This window comes from Sulfurospirillum oryzae (genome assembly GCF_025770725.1).
Taxonomy (GTDB): domain Bacteria; phylum Campylobacterota; class Campylobacteria; order Campylobacterales; family Sulfurospirillaceae; genus Sulfurospirillum; species Sulfurospirillum oryzae.
Genome location: NZ_JANZKZ010000001.1, coordinates 317626 through 336065, shown reverse-complemented (window position 1 = coordinate 336065; position 18440 = coordinate 317626). Strand labels below are relative to the sequence as shown.

The window sequence follows — 18440 nt, the reverse complement described above, 5'->3', positions numbered from 1 at the left end:
ATGCGCGTCATTTTTATGGGGACACCTTCTTATGCGACGACGATTTTGGAGGCATTGCTTAAAGATGCAGATATTGAGATCGTGCTTGTCGTTACGCAAGAGGATAAACCCGTTGGTCGAAAACAAGTACTGACACCTCCTCATATCAAAGCGTGGCTACTCGAACAAGATTTACATGTAGAAATTTTTCAGCCGAAATCTCTGCGTACAGAAGAGGCGCAACTAAAAATTGCCTCTTATCAACCTGATTTTATTGTAGTAGCCGCGTACGGGCAGATTTTGCCTAAAGCAGTCCTTGATATTGCCCCATGCATTAACCTTCACGCTTCTTTACTTCCAAAATACCGAGGTGCTAGTCCTATCCAATCAACACTCCTTGCGAATGAAACCTACGCAGGCGTCACTTCTATGTTGATGGAAGAGGGATTAGATACCGGAGCAATGCTAGGATTTTCATATTTGAAAATTGAGCCAGAACATAACGCGTCCATCCTTTTTGATCTATTAGCCATGTTGGCGGCAAAACTAACCGTAACGACGCTTAAAAATTTTACATCGCTTTCTCCTTTGACCCAAATGAGTGCCAATTCAACACATTGTAAAAAGATCAAAAAAGAAGATGGACTGATCTCATTTGAACAAAATGCCAATCACATCCTCACCCAGTATAAAGCACTCTCTCCTTGGCCAGGCCTCTTTATCGAATCGGGGCTAAAACTGCTTGATCTTGAATTATTTAGTCATGAAGATGAAGCTATTGCTGGTGTGATTAAAGCGATAAGCTCTGAAGGTGTCATTATTACATGTAAAAAAGGCTCACTTCTTCTTAAAACGCTTCAACCCGTTTCTAAAAATGCGATGAAAGCACTAGATTATATTCGAGGAAAAAGGCTTAACATTGGTGATCCACTGGTTTGATACCTTAGAATCTACACATCAGTATCTTATCGCCTCACTTCGCGAAGGTACACTTCTTGCACCATGTGCCGTTGGAGCTTCACTACAGAGCAATGGCGTTGGAAGTCGTGGAAATAGCTGGATCGGAGAAGCGGGAAATCTCTTTTTCTCGTTTTGTGTAGAAGAGAAACAGTTACCGCTCGATTTACCATTAGCCTCTGTATCGATCTATTTTTCGGCTTTGACGAAGCAGATTTTAGAGGAGCAAGGCTCGCACGTATGGTTGAAGTGGCCCAATGATTTTTACTGTAATGACACAAAAATTGGAGGGATGATTACCACCAAAATCGGTGCTGTTATTGTAGGCTCAATAGGTCTTAATATTTGCAGTGCACCCGAAAATTTCGGAATTTTAGATATCATCGTTACACCAAATGCTTTAGCCGAAGATTTAATTGCAAAGGTTGAGGAAAAAATATCGTGGAAGAAAGTTTTTAGTAAATATAAGATAGAATTTGATCAAAACAGAAACTTCTCTTTCCATTTGGATGGCAAATTGGTCTCGTTGCGTGACGCGATATTGTGTGATGATGGCTCTATAGAGCTAGAAAATAAAAAGGTGTACAGTTTACGATGAGTGAGATTATAGCGATAGCAAATCAAAAGGGTGGTGTTGGTAAAACAACGACCGCTATCAATTTGGCTGCCTCCTTAGCAGTTGCTGAAAAGCGCGTGTTATTGATCGACATTGATCCTCAAGCCAATGCTACAACAGGTCTTGGTTTTCACAGAAGTGACTATGAGTACAACATCTATCACGTTCTTATCGGCAGAAAACGTCTCTCGCAAGTCATACTTGAGACATCTCTTTCAACGTTACATGTAGCACCATCCAATATTGGTCTTGTAGGTGTTGAAAAAGAGTTTTACGACAACAACACAAAAGGGCGTGAGCTTATTTTAAAGACAAAAATTGAAGAAATTAAAGACCAATATGATTATATTATCATTGATTCGCCTCCAGCACTTGGAAGTATTACAATCAATGCGTTAAGCGCTGCAAACTCCGTTATTATTCCTATTCAGTGTGAATTTTTTGCATTGGAAGGTTTGGCTCAGCTGCTTAATACCGTGAAATTGATTAAAAAAACAATTAATCCAACACTGGAAATTAAAGGCTTTTTACCAACGATGTACAGCACACAAAACAATCTTTCAAAACAAGTTTTTGCAGATCTTAAAGAGCACTTTAAAAGTAAACTGTTTGTTGATAAAGAGAGCGCTTCGTATGTGGTCATTCCTCGCAATATTAAGCTTGCAGAATCCCCAAGTTTTGGTAAACCCATTATTTTGTATGATGTAGAATCTCCAGGTTCTAAAGCGTACCAAAATCTTGCAAATTCAATTTTAGTGAGCTGATGTGATGAGCGCAAAGAAAGTTTTAGGACGAGGATTAAGTGCTATTATTGAGGATGTTGAAGAGGCTTACAAACAAGACATTGAACAGGCGAAAGATTTAGTTCGTGAAATAGATATTGAACGTATTACGCCTAACCCTTATCAACCGCGTGTTTCATTTAATGAAACGGCTCTTAAAGAGTTAAGCGAGTCAATCAAGCGACATGGTTTAATTCAACCTATTATCGTTGTTGCCAAAGATGAAGGCTATATGCTCCTTGCGGGTGAACGTCGTTTACGTGCAAGTAAATTGGCTGGTTTCACAAAGATTAAAGCGATTGTTGCCGACATTGAATCAAAAAATCTACGTGAACTTGCTCTTATTGAAAATATCCAAAGAGAAGATCTCAACCCCGTTGAACTTGCAATTGCGTATAAAGAGTTGATTGAAGAGTATAAAATAACTCAAGACGGGCTTTCTGAAATTATTCATAAAAGCCGAACGCAAATTACCAACACTATTCGTCTTTTAAGCCTAAGTGATCAAACGAAGAAGTACCTTTCAGAGGGTGTCCTTTCCCAAGGTCATGCAAAAGTTTTGGTAGGACTTGAGCCAAAAGATGAGGAGACTATCGTCAATACAATTTTAGGTCAAAAACTCAGTGTGCGTGAAACTGAGGCATTGGTTAAAAAATTGAAAAGTGCTGATGAAACAATAAATAAACATGTAAAGACCATTTCTGCTATTCCTGAAGAACTCCAAACACTTAAAAGCAGGCTCAAAGAGCTTGGTTTTGAGGCTACACCAAAAGCCAATACTATTACAATCCATTTTAAAAACGGTGAAGCAATCTATACTTTTTTGGAGCAATTGAAGTAATCTCATTAGTTGTTTTTATTAATTTAATAAACTATTTTCCTTTGCTGTGTTACAATTCGCGCAAAATTTTGATACAGCAATCTTGTTTGTGCTAAAAAAATCTTAAAAATTGAGTCTGATCTCGAGCTAAAGGAGCAAGAAATATGTTGGATATTATCCCAGCACTGTTACTGGTGACTGGAACTGTATTTTTAGTTTTGTTAATACTTCTTAACAAAACGCTTTATAAACCCCTTTTGGAGTTTATCGACAATAGAAACAACTCTATTAATCGTGATTTAGAAAATGCAGGGAAAAATGCCAGTGACGTTGTAGCCTACTATAAAGAAGTAGAGACAATTTTGTCTGAGGGCAAAATGGAAGCAGCTAAGATTAGAGAAGCTGCACTGAACGAGGCTAAAGAAAAAGCTGCAAAAAAAGTTGAGCAAAAAAAGAGTGATATTGAAGCTCAAGGTGTAGCATTTTTGAAGGCTTTAGAGTCAGAAAAAAATGAGTTTAAAAATGGTCTGTTGGCGCAAATGCCTCTTTTCAAAGAGAGCGTTTCTGCTAAACTGAGCCATATTTAAGGAGTATGCGGATGAAAATGAACTATTTTTTACTCTTGTTAGCTCCAATTGCACTTTTAGCCAATGGTGGTGAGAGTGATGGGGCAAGCGATATTATTCCTAGAACCATTAACTTTCTAATTTTTGCTGCGATTATGTACTACTATGTTGCAGATGCTGCAAAACAGTGGTATCTTGGACGCAAAAATGAGATTGCAACAAAATTAGATTCTATTCAAGTAAAATTAAAAGAGTCTAATAGCAAAAAAGAGATTGCGCTTGCTAAAGTTGAAGAAGCAAAAGCAAATGCAAGGGCTCTTGTTGAAACTGCAAAAAAAGAAGCACTTCTTTTAGGCGATAAAGTTGCTCAAGAGGCAGAAGCTGAAATTGAAGGCTTAGAAAAAGCTTTTGAAGATCGCGTCAGCATTGAACGTCGTAAAATGCAAAGAGCGATTGTGTGTGAAATTTTAGATGAAATGTTTAAAGAGGGTTCAATCTCTCTTGATAATGACGAAATTGTCAAAATTGTCAATAAGAAGGTTGCATAATGAGTGGAGCGATAGCAAAAAAATATGTTAATGCTCTCATGAGTGGATGTAAAGATAGCGAATTAACAGAAGTTTATGGTCTGTTGATTCAATTGGTTGATGCATTTAAGTTAGAGAAATTTAATAACATTATTCTCTCTCCAGATGTAACATCAAAAGCAAAAGAAGAACTTGTTCTTTCTTTAGTCGAAAACAAAAATGTGAAATTTCAAAATTTCATTAAATTGTTGAGCAGTAATGATCGATTAAAACTAATTCCCGTTGTTGCAAAAGAGTTAAAATATCAGCTCTCTTTGAAAAACAATACCTATGAAGGCAGTGTCTCGACAAACTTTAAAATGAGTCAAGCACAAATTGCAATGTTAGAAGAAAATTTCAGTAAAAAATTTAATGCTAAGATTAAATTAAACGCTAATGAAAACAGTTATCCTGGAATTAAAGTAGAGTTGGATGATTTGGGTGTTGAAGTAAGCTTTTCAGTTGAGCGCTTAAAAGCTCAGATGACAGAGCATATTTTAAAAGCAATTTAACAATAACAATAGATAAAAAGAAAGTTAAGGAGTAATTTGTGGGAGCAAAAATGAAAGCTGATGAAATCAGTTCAATCATTAAAGAGCGTATTGAAAACTTTGAGCTCAATGTTGATATCGAAGAGACAGGGAAAGTTATTTCTGTAGCTGACGGTGTTGCCAATGTTTATGGTTTGAAAAACGTTATGGCCGGTGAAATGGTCGAGTTTGAAAATGGTGAGAGAGGAATGGCACTTAACCTTGAGGAATCAAGTGTAGGTATCGTTGTTCTTGGTAGCTGTAATGATATTAAAGAAGGTTCTTCTGTTAAAAGATTAGCAAAACTTCTTCGTGTTCCTGTTGGTGAAGCACTTGTTGGACGTGTTGTTAACTCATTGGGTGATCCAATTGATGCAAAAGGTCCAATCAACGCAACTGAGACACGTTTCGTTGAAGAAAAAGCACATGGTATTATGGCACGTAAATCTGTTCATGAACCACTTCAAACAGGTATTAAAGCGATTGATGCACTTGTTCCAATTGGTAGAGGACAAAGAGAGCTTATTATTGGTGATAGACAAACGGGTAAAACAACGATTGCAATCGATACTATCATCAATCAAAAAGGTCAAAACGTTACATGTATTTATGTTGCGATTGGTCAAAAACAATCTACTGTTGCCCAAGTTGTAAAAAAACTTGAAGAACACGGCGCTATGGAATACACAATCATCGTTAATGCAGGTGCTAGTGATTCTGCTGCAATGCAATTCTTAGCGCCATATGCGGGTGTTTCTATGGGTGAGTATTTCAGAGATAGTGGTAAACACGCATTAATCGTTTATGATGATCTTTCAAAACATGCGGTTGCTTATCGTGAAATGTCATTGATTCTACGCCGTCCTCCAGGTCGTGAAGCGTACCCAGGCGACGTTTTCTATCTACACTCAAGACTTCTTGAGCGTGCTGCAAAAGTTAACGATGAATTAGGTGCAGGTTCTTTGACTGCCCTTCCAATTATTGAAACACAAGCAGGTGACGTATCAGCTTATATTCCAACAAACGTTATTTCAATTACAGATGGTCAAATCTTTTTGGAATCTGACCTCTTTAACTCAGGTATCCGTCCAGCTATTAACGTTGGTCTATCTGTTTCTCGTGTTGGTGGTGCAGCTCAAATTAAAGCAACAAAACAAGTTGCAGGTACAATGAGACTTGACCTTGCACAATATCGTGAGCTTCAAGCGTTTGCACAATTTGCAAGTGATCTTGATGAATCAAGCCGTAAACAATTAGAGCGTGGTCAACGTATGGTTGAACTCTTGAAACAACCTCCTTATGCTCCAATTGCTGTAGAAAAACAGATTTTGATTATTTTTGCTGGTGCTAAAGGGTACTTAGATAGTATTGATGTTAAATCAGTAGGCCGTTTTGAAACGGAACTTAACTCTTATGTTGAAGCAAAATATGCAGATATTTTTGAACAACTTAAAGCTAAAAAAGCGATTGATAAAGAGCTTGAAGAGCTATTACATAAGGCATTGAGCGAGTTTAAAGCGACGTTTGCAGTCAAGTAAGGATAAGCTATGGCAAACCTTAAAGAGATAAAAAGAAAAATTAAGAGTGTTCAGAATACTCAAAAAACAACAAGAGCTATGAAGCTCGTTTCAACTGCAAAACTGAAACGAGCCGAAATGGCTGCAAAGCAATCACGTGTGTACGCTATTAAGATTAATGAAGTACTCACTGAAATTGCTTATAAAATCAACCAGTACAAAAATGGTGCGGTTGAGAGTCGTTTTTTTGATAAAAATGAGACTCCAGGCACAGTAGATGTTATTTTTGTGACAGCAGATAAAGGTCTATGCGGTGGTTTTAATATTCAAACGATTAAAGCAGTTCGCAAACTTTTAACAGATTACGCAGCACAAAAAGTAACCGTTAGACTACGTGCCGTTGGAAGAAAAGGCATGGCATTTTTCAATTTCCAAGGAACTGAACTTTTGACCTCCTATGCAGGCGTAAGTTCATCCCCAAGTTATGAAAAAGCACAAGAAATTATCAAAGGTGCAATCGATGATTTTGTTGAAGGTAAAACTGACAAAGTTATCTTGATACATAACGGCTATAAAAATATGATTTCACAAGAGTTAAAAATTGTGGATGTTGTTCCAGTACAATCTCCTCTTGAATCACGAGAAACAAGCTCACTCATGGAATTAGAGCCTGATGAAAGTGGTGAAGAGATTTTAGATTCATTGTTACAAAAGTATTTTGAATACAATATGTATTACGCATTGATTGATTCATTAGCGGCTGAACATAGTGCGAGAATGCAAGCAATGGAAAATGCAACTAACAACGCAAAAGAGCGTGTTGGCATTTTAACATTGGCATATAATAAAGCTAGACAAGAGTCTATTACTACTGAACTCATTGAGATTATCAGTGGTGTAGAATCTATGAAATAATATGAAATAAACTGTTTGCAAAAAATAAAAGGAGAATATTCAATGAATGGATTAATTAGCCAGATTATGGGTCCAGTTGTTGACGTCGATTTTAATGGCTACCTTCCTAAAATCAATGAAGCGATTGAAGTGAATTATGAAGTAGAAGGCAAGAAACAAAAGTTAATTCTTGAAGTAGCAGCACATTTAGGCGACAACCGTGTAAGAACAATTGCGATGGATATGAGTGAAGGTTTAACAAGAGGTATTGAAGTTAAAGCTTTAGGAAATCCTATTCAAGTTCCAGTAGGTGAAGAAGTTCTAGGAAGAATTTTCAACGTTGTTGGCGATGTCATTGATCAAGGTCCAGATGTTTCAAGAAAAACACAATGGTCAATTCACAGAGAACCACCAAAATTTGAAGAACAAAGTACTAAATCAGAAATTTTTGAAACAGGTATTAAGGTTGTTGACCTTCTCGCTCCTTATGCAAAAGGTGGTAAAGTAGGATTATTCGGTGGTGCTGGTGTTGGTAAAACCGTTATTATTATGGAATTAATCCACAACGTTGCATTTAAACACAGTGGTTATTCAGTATTTGCTGGTGTTGGTGAGAGAACACGTGAAGGAAATGACCTTTATCACGAAATGAAAGATTCTAACGTTTTGGATAAAGTTGCACTGTGCTATGGACAAATGAGTGAACCACCAGGAGCACGTAACCGTATTGCACTTACTGGTCTTACTATGGCTGAGTACTTCCGTGATGAAATGGGACTTGACGTATTGATGTTTATTGATAACATTTTCCGTTTCTCACAATCAGGTGCAGAAATGTCAGCACTTCTTGGACGTATTCCTTCAGCGGTTGGTTATCAACCAACACTTGCAAGTGAAATGGGTAAATTCCAAGAGAGAATTACATCAACTAAAAAAGGTTCAATTACTTCTGTTCAAGCAGTTTATGTACCAGCGGATGACTTGACCGATCCAGCGCCTGCTACTGTTTTTGCCCACTTAGATGCAACAACCGTACTTAACCGTGCGATTGCAGAAAAAGGTATTTACCCTGCCGTTGATCCTCTTGATTCAAGTTCACGTATGCTTAACCCTGAAATTTTGGGAAGCGAACACTATAATGTATCTCGCGGCGTACAAGCAGTGCTTCAAAAGTATAAAGACCTCCAAGACATTATTGCAATCCTTGGTATGGACGAACTTAGTGAAGAAGACAAAGTTACTGTTGATCGTGCTCGTAAAATTGAGAGATTCTTGTCTCAGCCATTCTTCGTTGCTGAAGTATTTACAGGAAGTCCTGGAAAATATGTTACGCTTGAAGAGTCAATCGCTGGCTTTAAAGGTATCTTAGAGGGTAAATACGATGATTTACCAGAAGCTGCTTTTTATATGGTAGGAAGTATCGAAGAAGTTATTGAGAAAGCTGCAAAACTAAAAAGCTAAGAAGCGATAAGGTTAAAAAATGAATACATTAAAATTGGAAATTGTGACTCCTACGGGTCAGATTTTTGCCAACGATGTAAAAAGTGTTACGCTTCCAGGCAAAGAGGGTGAGTTTGGTGTTTTACCAAACCATGCCTCTTTAGTAACGCTTTTACAAGCGGGTGTGATTGATATTGAGCTCAAAGATGGGAACCATGATGTTGTCGCAATTAATTGGGGACATGTCAAGGTCGATGAAAACTCTGTGACCGTTTTAGCAGATGGTGCAGTTTCAATTGGTGGGGTCAGTGAAAGTGAAGTTGCAAAATCGCTAGAAGCCGCTAAACAACTCCTTGAGAGTATTAGCGATTCAGATGTGGCTATTGCAATGGCAACTGCAAAAATTGAGTCTATCGCAAAAACAAGGAAATTTTAAATCTTATGTCGTCTTTTGAAATGTTCTTGAATTATTTTGCAAGAAGTGGCTTTTTTACGTGGGTGATCTTGATCTGGTTGTCGCTTTATTTTGTTATTACCTTTGGTATTTTCTTTAGCAGATATCTCTATTTAGGACATTGGCTCTCAATTGAGAAAAGTTCTTTAGAATCAATGTTAATGGGCGCTAAAAATGTACGAGATGATTCGATTTTGAGAAAATGTTCAAGTGCTGCAGGAGCTTCTGAAAAACTGTTAAATGTATGTAAGAATGTTGCTGAAAAAAATGCAACTAGTGGTCTTTGGATGCTCTCTATTATTGCTTCAACAGCTCCTTTTATTGGTTTATTTGGAACTGTTGTCTCAATTTTGGAGACATTCAGTGGTCTTGGACAATCTGGAAGTGCATCGTTAGGCGTTATTGCTCCAGCTATTAGTGAGGCACTTGTTGCAACAGCTACAGGTATTTTTGTTGCAATTCCTGCATACAGTGCCAATCTTTTTCTTAGAAGAAAAGCATACGAAGTCATCGTTTATGTACAAAGAGAAGTAGATATTTTACTCTCTGCAAATGAGCCAAGAAGAGATAGCTAAAATGATGAGTCAATTGGATGAAGTACCTGATCTAAATATTACGCCTTTAGTAGATATTATGTTAGTACTCCTTGCTATTTTGATGGTAACAACACCTGCTTTGGTTTATGAAGAGGTAATTAAATTACCTGATGGCAGTAAATCAGCTGTGGTGAGTAAACTTCCCGAACTTGAGATAAGGGTAACTAAGGATCGTAAAGTCTATATTAAAACTGATAGCTTTGCGCTTGCGGAATTCCCTGATAGTTTTATGATGCAAAAAAGTAAGTATCCTCTTAAAAGTATTGTTTATATTAAAGCTGATGAGGGTCTTTCATATAAAGATGTAATGTTTGTACTCAAAACTATTAAACAGGCTGGTTTTACTAATGTATCTTTAGAAACGAATGGATAGATCCTGTGTCGAGCGTGAATAGATATGCCTCTTTAGGATGGACTATGTCCATCCTTTTATATGTTGTCCTCTTGGTCTTTTTTGCCTATATAATAGGTCATCAAAAAGATACTATTAAAAATTATACTTCCCAAAAAGATCCTATGAATGTTGCTTTAGTTGAGCGAAAAAAGAATGATTCTGAAAAACTCAAAGAAGAGCGAAAAAAAGAAGAAGTTCAAAAGCCTGTTGAGAAGCCTGCTGAAAAACCACCTGCTGAAGAAAAAAAAGTTGCTTCTTCGCCTAAAGAGGCTGTAAAGAGTCAATCGCTTCGAGGATTATTTGAAGATATTAATACTTCAAAATTACCTCCTGATGCAAAAGAGCAGAAAAAAGATCAGACAGCGCCAACAAGAATAAAGCCAAACAAAGAAGAGACTAAAGAAAAAAGTGAGAATGCTGCATCTAAAATTGCAAATTCGCTGAACTTCTCTGAGCAAAAACATTCGATTGATAGTAAAAAAGGCGGCGAGTATGATCCGTTTATTGGTAAAGTTCAAGAGATATTAGAGGAAAATTGGCAAAAAACAATTGATACTGAAAATGGCAATGTTGCAAAGGTTGTCATCAAAGTAAGTGATCGAGGAACCTTTAGTTACAAAATAGTTTCTTTGTCTTATAATAACGAGTTCAACACTAAACTCAAAGAGTTCCTTAAAGCTATGGAATCTGTAGAATTTCCAAAGTATGAAAAAGGTCCGCTTTTTGAGATGCAAGTCGAATTTAAAGATATCAAGGAGTAAAACATGTTCAAAAAAATTGTTGCTTTTTTATGTTTAACTTTTTTTGCATATGCTGCTGATGCAACAGTAGAAATCGTAAAAAAAATAGATGTACTTCCAAAGATAGCAGTACAAGATGCAAGTCCAAAAAATGTTGATTTGGAGTTTAGAAAAAGCTTTTTCAAACTTATTGCTGGAGATTTACGCGTTAGTAGTCATTTTAACGTACTTGATGATTATTTACAAAGTAGTTATGAAGGCGGTCCACTAGAAAATTTTTTATCTGATAAAAAAGTAGATATGATCTTGCGTTTTAGTTTAGGGCAAGATTTGAATGCTGCATCAGCGAACGTAAAATTGATTAATGCAAAAACCGGTGTCACTACATTCGAAAAATCATATAGCATTACTGATAAGAAAAGAAATCCTTTTTTAGCGCATAAAATTGTTGTCGATGCGAATGATCAAGTCGGTGCACCTTCTATTAAATGGATGGAGCAATCTGTTATATTCGCACGATATACAGAAGCTAAAAAAAGTGAAATTGTTATTTCTGACTACACACTTAGCTATCAGAAAGTTATTGTTACGGGTGGACTGAATGTTTTCCCTAAATGGGCGAATTCAGAACAAAGTGGATTTTTCTACACTTCTTATAGTGGCGCTGAACCAACAGTATATAAATATGATTTAAGAGATGGTAGCAGAAAGAACATTATTTCAAGTCCTGGAATGGTTGTTTGTTCGGATGTTTCAAAAGATGGAAATAAATTACTTCTTACAATGGCACCTAAAGATCAACCCGATATTTATCTCTATGATCTACAAACTAGAAAAATTACAAAGATTACAGATTATTCTGGAATTGATGTAAATGGCAATTTTATTGATGATGACAAACGTATTGCTTTTGTTTCTGATCGTTTGGGAAGTCCAGACATATTTGCTCAAGGAATTTACGATAAAAGTTTTGAAAAACTTGTTTATCATGGCAAAAACAAGAACTCAATATCAACTTACGACAACTATATTGTTTATTCAAGTAGAGAGGGTGATAGTGAATTTGGAAGAAATACATTTAATCTTTATTTGATTTCAACAAAAACAGATTATTTAAGACAGTTAACTGCAACAGGAGAAAATCTTTATCCACGTTTTGCAAAAGATCCTGATACCATCATGTTTATAAAACAGTTTGGAAATCAGAGTGCTTTGGGCATAATTCGCCTAAATGCAAACAAAACGTATCATTTTCCGTTAAAAACAGGCAAACTTCAGTCAATTGACTGGTGACTTTTAAAAAAAAATGTGGTATAATTCCGAAGTTTTTAAATTTGAACTTTTAAAAAGGATCTAATAATGGGTAAATTAGCTTTAACAAGCTTAGCGGTAGCGGTTTTGGTTTTAACAGGTTGTAGCCAAAAAAGTCCAGAAGTCGATATGACTAAAGGAACGGCTGATACAAAAGGTGCAACAGATGGTATGAGTGCACTTCAAAAATTGATTGCTTCTCTAGAAGCTAACTCTAAAACAATCTATTTTGATTTTGACAAATTCAACATCAGAAAAGATCAACAAGCTAACATTGATGCAAACGCTGCATTATTCAACTCTGCAGAAGCTAAAAGCTTTTCAATCAAAGTTGAAGGTAACTGTGACGAATTCGGTACAGATGAATACAACTATGCACTTGGTCTTAAAAGAGCAAAAAGTGTGAAAGATGGTTTAGTTGCTAAAGGTATGGTTGCTGATAGAGTAACTGTAGTAAGTTATGGCGAGAGCAATCCTGCGTGCAACGAACACAATAAAGATTGTTGGTCTAAAAACAGAAGAGCAGAATTTAAAGTACTTCCATAATCTTTGTTTGAATGAAAAAACAAATTCTTCTATTTTCGATAGCGTTGCTGCCTATGGCAGCGCTATCGAGTGAACCCTCGGCTTTTGGTGGAAGTGACGTTAGTAGTGGCAGTAGTACCACTTCTTATAGTAACACAGTCACTGTAAGCGATAAAAAATATTTTCCAAATAACCAAAAATCAGCTTCAAATGATAATAATTCTATTAACAAAGCAGAACTAAGTAATGTTTCTGAGCAATATGAAGGCATGCGTTCAGTAATGGACAGTTATGCGAGTAAGATTGCAAAACAAGATGATAAAATGCGACAACTCGAGGAGGAGAATAAAAAACTTCGAGAGTATGTTGAAGAAAATCGCAAGATTCAAGCTGATAATCAAGAAAAAATCAAAGTTGTTGTTGGTGAACTTGGATCACTCATTGATTCAATCAATAAAAACTATGTTCCGAAAGATAAATTTGATCAGTTAGCAAATGAAGTAAGAGGTGGCAAAGGAGCTACTTCTAAAACAATAGCTACTGCATCTGAGCCAGCTAAAAAAGATGCTGTAAAAGAGATTCCCTCAGCAGCGCCTGCAAAAACAATTTCTGCTAAAGAGCTAAGTACCAAAGATAGCGCTACTCTTCTTAAAGAAGCAGATGATCATTTTGATAAAAAGTCATATGCTGATGCGCAAGCACTTTATACAGAGTTGTTAAATCGTAACTATAAACCTGCTAAGATTAATTTTAATCTTGGTGAGATAGCGTACAGTCAAAAATCCTACAGTACAGCGATTGAGCACTATAAATCAAGTATCGCACTTTTTGATAAAGCAGCGTATACCCCAACACTTCTATACCATACAGGTGCATCTTTTGAAAAACTTGGTAAAACTAAAGAAGCACAAGGTTTTTATAAAGCTTTGAAAGACAGTTATCCTGATTCTCCAGAAGCAAAAAAAGTAAAATAACTTTTTTTATACACCTCTTTGCACAAAAAATAGACTTAAAACTTTCGCCTAAGGGCATATACAATATATTTATGTTAAAATCTCTTGTTTATAAATTAAGGGAGAAAATATGAGTATTAGTGATAATCAAGTAGTTTCAATCCATTATGAGCTTAGAAATGTTGATAATGGTGAAATTCTAGATAGTAATATTAATGCAGCACCACTCTCTTTTATTGTTGGGAAAGGTCAAATTATTCCAGGATTAGAAGAGAAGATTAAAGAGCTTAAAGCTGGTGAGAATGCTGACATTAAAGTAGCTGCGGCTGATGCGTATGGTATTTACGATGAGAACGCAGTTCAAACTTTACCAAAAGAGCAATTTGCAGGACTTGAGCTTCAAGTTGGCATGACACTTTATGGTCAAGGTGAGCACGGTGAAACAGTTCAAGTTATTGTTAAAAACTTTAACGATGAGACCGTTGAAATCGATTTCAACCATCCATTAGCTGGACAAGATCTTTTATTTGCAGTAAGTATTGTCGAAGTACGTGATGCAACTGCCGATGAAATCTTGAATGGTTACGTTGGTGGCGGACATAGCTGTGGTTGTGGTTCAGGTGGATGTGGTTCACATGAACATGACGATGATCACGAATGCTGTGGTGGACATGATCACGATCATGACCATGGTGAAGGTGGATGCTGCGGCGGCGAAAGTCACTCACATGGTGGCGGATGTTGTGGATCACACTAATTATATAGCAAAGTCAAGAGCCTCTATGGAGGCTCTTAAGTCTGCCAATCTTCTTAAAAGCGTAACGATTAATGCGCTTATTTTAGGCGAAAGTGGTGTGGGAAAGCAAACGCTTGCTAAACACATTGTTTCAGCTCCAATTGTCGATGCGAGTGCTTTCAATGAGCTTTTAGCGCTTATTGAGACGAACAGTAGTCTCATCGTCAAAAACTTTCATAAAATTACCAATTATAAAAAACTCAAAATTGCTTTAGATATTCATAAAACACGTATTATTGCTACATCAAGTTTACCCATTAGTGAAGTTCTCATGGATGAGTTTTTCAGCCTTAAGATCGTCATTCCTCCATTGCGCGAACGAGAAGAAGATGTTGTCCCACTCATGGAAAAATTTGCTTATGAAGCATGTAGAATGTTTGATGGAGAGTTTGGTGAGGCTTCATCTTTAGAAGATGTTGTTCCTGATTTGAGTAAGAATTGCTATTCACTAAGACGATCAGTTTATAATGCGTATTTGATGAACTCTTTTGGAGAAGAAGAAATTTTAGCGATGATGGAGCGTTTTTTATCACATCGTATTGGTGGAAGAAATGACTATCGCGATCTTTTATATCTTTTTGATGTTCCAATGATTAAAAGTGGTTACGCAAAATTTGGTTCACAACTTGCCATTAGTGAAAAATTTGGACTCAATCGAAACACCCTGCGTAAAAAAATCAACGATTACAAAGATAGATTAAAAATAGACTAGATGTTTGCATGGCTTTAGAGTGAAAAATGCTTACATGTAAAATATAAAAGGTTAATCAATGAATAATAGTATTTTTATATTTCCTGGACAAGGTAGCCAAAAAATTGGCATGGGAAAAGATTTTTATGATAACTCTAAAATTGCTAAAGAGATGATCGACAAAGCAAGCCAACGAGTAGGGTTTGATTTTACAGAGCTTCTCTTTGCAGAGAATGATCGCCTTGATCAAACAGAGTTTTCACAGCCTGCGATTTTGTTAGTGAGTTTAATAGCACACCGACTGTTTACGGAACAATATAAAATAGCACCCAAAGCGGTACTTGGTCACTCGTTAGGTGAATTTTCTGCTCTGAGTGCAGCAGGTGCTATGGATTATCTGGATGCAGTGGAATTAGTACACCAACGTGGACTCTTAATGAAACAAGCCTGCGAGGGCATTAACGCTGGCATGATGGCACTTTTAGGTTTGGATGACGCAAGCGTAGAAGAGATTACATGTAAAGAACGCGAACTTGGAAAAAAAGTATGGGCTGCTAATTACAATGGTGATGGTCAGATCGTAATCGCAGGAAATAAAGATGATTTAGCTTCACTTGAGCCACTTTTTAAAGAAGCTGGTGCTAAAAAAGCGGTTTTACTTCCGATGTCAGTTGCGAGCCACTGTCCGCTTTTAAGTTCTGCTCAACCAAAACTTGAAGCGTATTTAGAAAAATGGCTCAAAGAGAGCTTTGCTGTGCCTGTGATTTCCAATGTAACGGCAAGTGCTTATCAAACAAAAGCAGAGGCAACAAAACTCTTATCTGAGCAGTTGGTTTCACCTGTCAAATACAAGCAATCTATTTTACATGTAGAATCTTCTGTTGACTGCTTTATTGAGTTTGGAGGATCTGTGTTAAAAGGTTTAAATAAACGAATTTCTCAAAAGCCAACACACAGCATCAGTGATATGAAAAGTTTAGAAGAAGTGCTTGCACTTTTGTAAAAGGGAAAAGATGAAAATAGCCATTATGGGTGCGATGGTCGAAGAGATCACCCCACTTTTAGAATTTTTTGGGAAATATGAAACGATAGAGTTTGCAAAGAATCGTTATTATACAACATCGTATAAGGGAATGGATTTAGTCATTGCTTACAGTAAAATTGGTAAAGTGAATGCAAGCCTTACAGCGTCAACCTTGATTGAAAAATTTGGAGCGCAAAAACTTCTTTTCTCAGGTGTCGCAGGAGCACTCAATCCTTCACTTAAAGTGGGTGATTTGCTGGTAGCTACAAAACTGGCTCAACATGATCTTGATATAACGGCGTTTGGTCATCCTCACGGCTATGTGCCAGAAGGTTCTGTCTATGTTGAAACGGACAAAGCTTTGACTGCGTTGGCTCAAAAAGTTGCATCGGCTCAAAACATTAAATTGCTTGAGGGCATTATTGCCACGGGTGATCAATTCATTTGCGATGGTGTAAAAAAAGAGTGGATTCATACGACATTTAATGCGGATGCAACAGAAATGGAAGGTGCTTCAGTTGCTGTGGTTTGTGATGCGCTGAACGTTCCTTTTTGTGTGCTTCGCGCTATTAGTGATGCTGCGGATATGGACGCAGGATTTAGTTTTGATGAGTTCTTAGTGAGTTCTGCTAAAGAGAGTGCTCAGTTTATTATAGCGATGTTGGACGAGCTCAGTCATGATCGAAATTAGTAAACGCCTTTTACGCATTGCAGGGCGTACCAATGCACGCTATAACCTCATAAATGAGGGTGATAAAATTTTGCTAGGTCTTAGTGGTGGTAAAGACTCACTCAGCCTTGCACATGTTTTAAAACACATGCAGCGTGTTGCTCCCTTCGATTTTGAATTTAAAGCCGTTACAATTGCTTATGGGATGGGTGAAGATCTTCAAACATTGCATAAACATTGTTTGGAACATGAGATAGACCATGAAATTGTTGATACGAAGATTTTTGATCTTGCGCAAGATAAAATCCGTGAAAACTCCTCTTTTTGCAGTTTCTTTTCGCGTATGAGACGTGGCGCTCTTTACACCTATGCGCTTGAGCATGGTTACAGTAAACTGGCGCTTGCACACCATCTTGATGATGCCGTAGAGAGTTTCTTTATGAATTTTTCACACAATGGAACGCTTCGTTCGATGCCTCCTATTTACAGAGCTCAAAATGGTTTACAGGTGATTCGCCCCCTTATTCATGTGCGTGAGCGTCAATTACGAGATTGTGCGATGGATGCTAATATGCCTATAATTGGGGATGAAGCATGCCCTGCGATGCGTTTTGATGTGAAGATGCCTGTAATGCGCGCTCAAACTAAAGAGATGCTTGCCAATATGGAAAAACAAAATCCTGAACTTTTTATTTCACTGAAAAAAGCATTTGAAAATATCCAAACATCCAGCTTCAGTGATGCACGCTTTTTAGAGTAAATCTTGAAATAGAAACAGGTATTTCTGCTTCGTAAGAAGCAAGCTTCAGCGCCATAGCGCAGCGTAAGTTATTAGGCTTTGCCTAATAGTCGTGTAAAGCTCAAAACCCTTCCAATAAAATTTTCCATAGCACATCGATCTGTTCGTCATCCAGTGCTATGGTACTTTGCTCTTCAAAAAGTTGTTTTACATGTAAGAGTTCAAACGTCTGATTCCATGCACAGGTTTTATGTGCGGGTAAAAAAGCACGAATCAGTGTTAAATCTTCTAAAATTTCCTCTTCACAATTAAAGCAGATAAAATCATCGTGCAATCTTCCCTCATAAGCTAAAAGTTTGATATAAGCCTCAATAGCAATGCGTTTAGGGTTTTGTTTATGCCAGATAGATGAGCACATCTCTAAAAGATCAAAGTAGAAGCTATCTACTGTGCCTACATCTTTGAGATGCGTATAAAAGAGTCTCATAAATGGTTGCCATATAAGCATACGCTCTCGATGATTATTCCAAGACATTCCAAGGTGCATAATAGAACGGAGCTGTGGAATGGTTGACTTGAGTGATGGAATAGCTTCAAAGTCGATTTTATAGCCTAAATGGATCGTAGAATGACGAGCGCCATAAAATCTATAAACAGTTTTAATACTATTTTGCGTTAAAATGGTGACAATTAAATCTTCGTCTTTAACACGATTCAAATTGATGATGTATCCTTGCATAGGGAATTTTAGCATCTCTGTATTTGTTTATTCTTAAATTTAAAAATTAAGTAAACTAATTTATATTTTAAATTTTATTGACAATTAATACAAATTAAGATATGAAAACGCTACAAACCTCGAAAAATAGTGTTTAATTGA

23 protein-coding genes are annotated in these 18440 nt (G+C 36.8%); 22 read left to right on the top strand and 1 reads right to left on the bottom strand.

Annotation, left to right across the window (positions count from 1 at the left end):
- The 22 genes from fmt (at position 1) to N0B29_RS01425 (ending at position 17581) form a co-directional block, all read left to right on the top strand.
- The gene (gene fmt, locus N0B29_RS01530) at positions 1 to 918 is read left to right on the top strand and encodes a methionyl-tRNA formyltransferase (protein ID WP_263831942.1); all 918 of its coding nucleotides are present in this window, start codon (positions 1 to 3) and stop codon (positions 916 to 918) included.
- A complete protein-coding gene (locus N0B29_RS01525; RefSeq protein ID WP_263831941.1) occupies positions 899 to 1534 on the top strand; it encodes a biotin--[acetyl-CoA-carboxylase] ligase in 636 nt (211 codons plus the stop codon). Before fmt ends, N0B29_RS01525 begins: the two co-directional genes overlap by 20 nt.
- On the top strand, positions 1531 to 2316 hold the full coding sequence (locus tag N0B29_RS01520; protein ID WP_025343857.1) for a ParA family protein: 786 nt from the start codon (positions 1531 to 1533) through the stop codon (positions 2314 to 2316). The genes N0B29_RS01525 and N0B29_RS01520 overlap by 4 nt, the downstream gene beginning before the upstream one ends.
- 4 nt (positions 2317 to 2320) lie before the next feature.
- Positions 2321 to 3175: a ParB/RepB/Spo0J family partition protein gene (locus N0B29_RS01515; protein ID WP_263831940.1), complete on the top strand. Its 855-nt coding sequence runs from the start codon at positions 2321 to 2323 to the stop codon at positions 3173 to 3175.
- A 143-nt stretch (positions 3176 to 3318) separates the two neighbouring features.
- Positions 3319 to 3741, top strand: a complete 423-nt coding sequence (locus N0B29_RS01510) for a FoF1 ATP synthase subunit B' (protein ID WP_263831939.1) — start codon at positions 3319 to 3321, stop codon at positions 3739 to 3741.
- Between the two features lie 11 nt (positions 3742 to 3752).
- On the top strand, positions 3753 to 4268 hold the full coding sequence (locus N0B29_RS01505; protein ID WP_263831938.1) for a F0F1 ATP synthase subunit B: 516 nt from the start codon (positions 3753 to 3755) through the stop codon (positions 4266 to 4268).
- Positions 4268 to 4798 (top strand): F0F1 ATP synthase subunit delta, encoded by a 531-nt coding sequence (locus tag N0B29_RS01500; protein ID WP_263831937.1) that lies wholly within the window; start codon positions 4268 to 4270, stop codon positions 4796 to 4798. The genes N0B29_RS01505 and N0B29_RS01500 overlap by 1 nt, the downstream gene beginning before the upstream one ends.
- 50 nt (positions 4799 to 4848) lie before the next feature.
- Positions 4849 to 6354 carry a F0F1 ATP synthase subunit alpha gene (gene atpA, locus N0B29_RS01495; protein WP_263832484.1) on the top strand — a complete coding sequence of 502 codons (1506 nt, stop codon included), beginning with the start codon at positions 4849 to 4851 and terminating at the stop codon, positions 6352 to 6354.
- Between the two features lie 9 nt (positions 6355 to 6363).
- The gene (atpG, locus tag N0B29_RS01490) at positions 6364 to 7248 is read left to right on the top strand and encodes an ATP synthase F1 subunit gamma (protein WP_263831936.1); all 885 of its coding nucleotides are present in this window, start codon (positions 6364 to 6366) and stop codon (positions 7246 to 7248) included.
- A 42-nt stretch (positions 7249 to 7290) separates the two neighbouring features.
- Positions 7291 to 8688: a F0F1 ATP synthase subunit beta gene (gene atpD / locus N0B29_RS01485; protein ID WP_263831935.1), complete on the top strand. Its 1398-nt coding sequence runs from the start codon at positions 7291 to 7293 to the stop codon at positions 8686 to 8688.
- Between the two features lie 19 nt (positions 8689 to 8707).
- Positions 8708 to 9103, top strand: a complete 396-nt coding sequence (gene atpC, locus N0B29_RS01480; RefSeq protein WP_263831934.1) for an ATP synthase F1 subunit epsilon — start codon at positions 8708 to 8710, stop codon at positions 9101 to 9103.
- A gap of 5 nt (positions 9104 to 9108) precedes the next feature.
- The gene (locus N0B29_RS01475) at positions 9109 to 9696 is read left to right on the top strand and encodes a MotA/TolQ/ExbB proton channel family protein (protein ID WP_263831933.1); all 588 of its coding nucleotides are present in this window, start codon (positions 9109 to 9111) and stop codon (positions 9694 to 9696) included.
- A 1-nt stretch (position 9697) separates the two neighbouring features.
- Positions 9698 to 10090 carry an ExbD/TolR family protein gene (locus tag N0B29_RS01470; protein WP_263831932.1) on the top strand — a complete coding sequence of 131 codons (393 nt, stop codon included), beginning with the start codon at positions 9698 to 9700 and terminating at the stop codon, positions 10088 to 10090.
- A gap of 44 nt (positions 10091 to 10134) precedes the next feature.
- Entirely contained in the window at positions 10135 to 10872 is a 738-nt protein-coding gene (locus N0B29_RS01465) for a TonB C-terminal domain-containing protein (protein WP_263831931.1), read from the top strand.
- A gap of 3 nt (positions 10873 to 10875) precedes the next feature.
- Positions 10876 to 12144 carry a Tol-Pal system protein TolB gene (gene tolB / locus N0B29_RS01460; protein ID WP_263831930.1) on the top strand — a complete coding sequence of 423 codons (1269 nt, stop codon included), beginning with the start codon at positions 10876 to 10878 and terminating at the stop codon, positions 12142 to 12144.
- A gap of 66 nt (positions 12145 to 12210) precedes the next feature.
- Positions 12211 to 12708 (top strand): OmpA family protein, encoded by a 498-nt coding sequence (locus N0B29_RS01455; RefSeq protein WP_263831929.1) that lies wholly within the window; start codon positions 12211 to 12213, stop codon positions 12706 to 12708.
- 53 nt (positions 12709 to 12761) lie between these two features.
- A complete protein-coding gene (locus N0B29_RS01450; RefSeq protein ID WP_263831928.1) occupies positions 12762 to 13661 on the top strand; it encodes a tetratricopeptide repeat protein in 900 nt (299 codons plus the stop codon).
- A gap of 109 nt (positions 13662 to 13770) precedes the next feature.
- Complete coding sequence (locus tag N0B29_RS01445) at positions 13771 to 14397, top strand: FKBP-type peptidyl-prolyl cis-trans isomerase (RefSeq protein WP_263831927.1); 627 nt, start codon at positions 13771 to 13773, stop codon at positions 14395 to 14397.
- Positions 14282 to 15148, top strand: coding sequence for a sigma 54-interacting transcriptional regulator (locus N0B29_RS01440; protein ID WP_263832483.1), 867 nt, complete (start codon positions 14282 to 14284; stop codon positions 15146 to 15148). Before N0B29_RS01445 ends, N0B29_RS01440 begins: the two co-directional genes overlap by 116 nt.
- A 58-nt stretch (positions 15149 to 15206) precedes the next feature.
- On the top strand, positions 15207 to 16130 hold the full coding sequence (fabD, locus tag N0B29_RS01435; protein ID WP_263831926.1) for an ACP S-malonyltransferase: 924 nt from the start codon (positions 15207 to 15209) through the stop codon (positions 16128 to 16130).
- Positions 16131 to 16140: 10 nt separating this feature from the next.
- Positions 16141 to 16842 carry a 5'-methylthioadenosine/adenosylhomocysteine nucleosidase gene (locus tag N0B29_RS01430; RefSeq protein WP_263831925.1) on the top strand — a complete coding sequence of 234 codons (702 nt, stop codon included), beginning with the start codon at positions 16141 to 16143 and terminating at the stop codon, positions 16840 to 16842.
- Complete coding sequence (locus tag N0B29_RS01425; protein ID WP_263831924.1) at positions 16829 to 17581, top strand: PP-loop family protein; 753 nt, start codon at positions 16829 to 16831, stop codon at positions 17579 to 17581. The genes N0B29_RS01430 and N0B29_RS01425 overlap by 14 nt, the downstream gene beginning before the upstream one ends.
- 100 nt (positions 17582 to 17681) lie before the next feature.
- Here N0B29_RS01425 and recO read toward each other — a convergent pair whose 3' ends face one another.
- Positions 17682 to 18299 carry a recombination protein RecO gene (gene recO / locus N0B29_RS01420; RefSeq protein WP_263832482.1) on the bottom strand — a complete coding sequence of 206 codons (618 nt, stop codon included), beginning with the start codon at positions 18297 to 18299 and terminating at the stop codon, positions 17682 to 17684.
- Positions 18300 to 18440 lie beyond the last annotated feature (141 nt).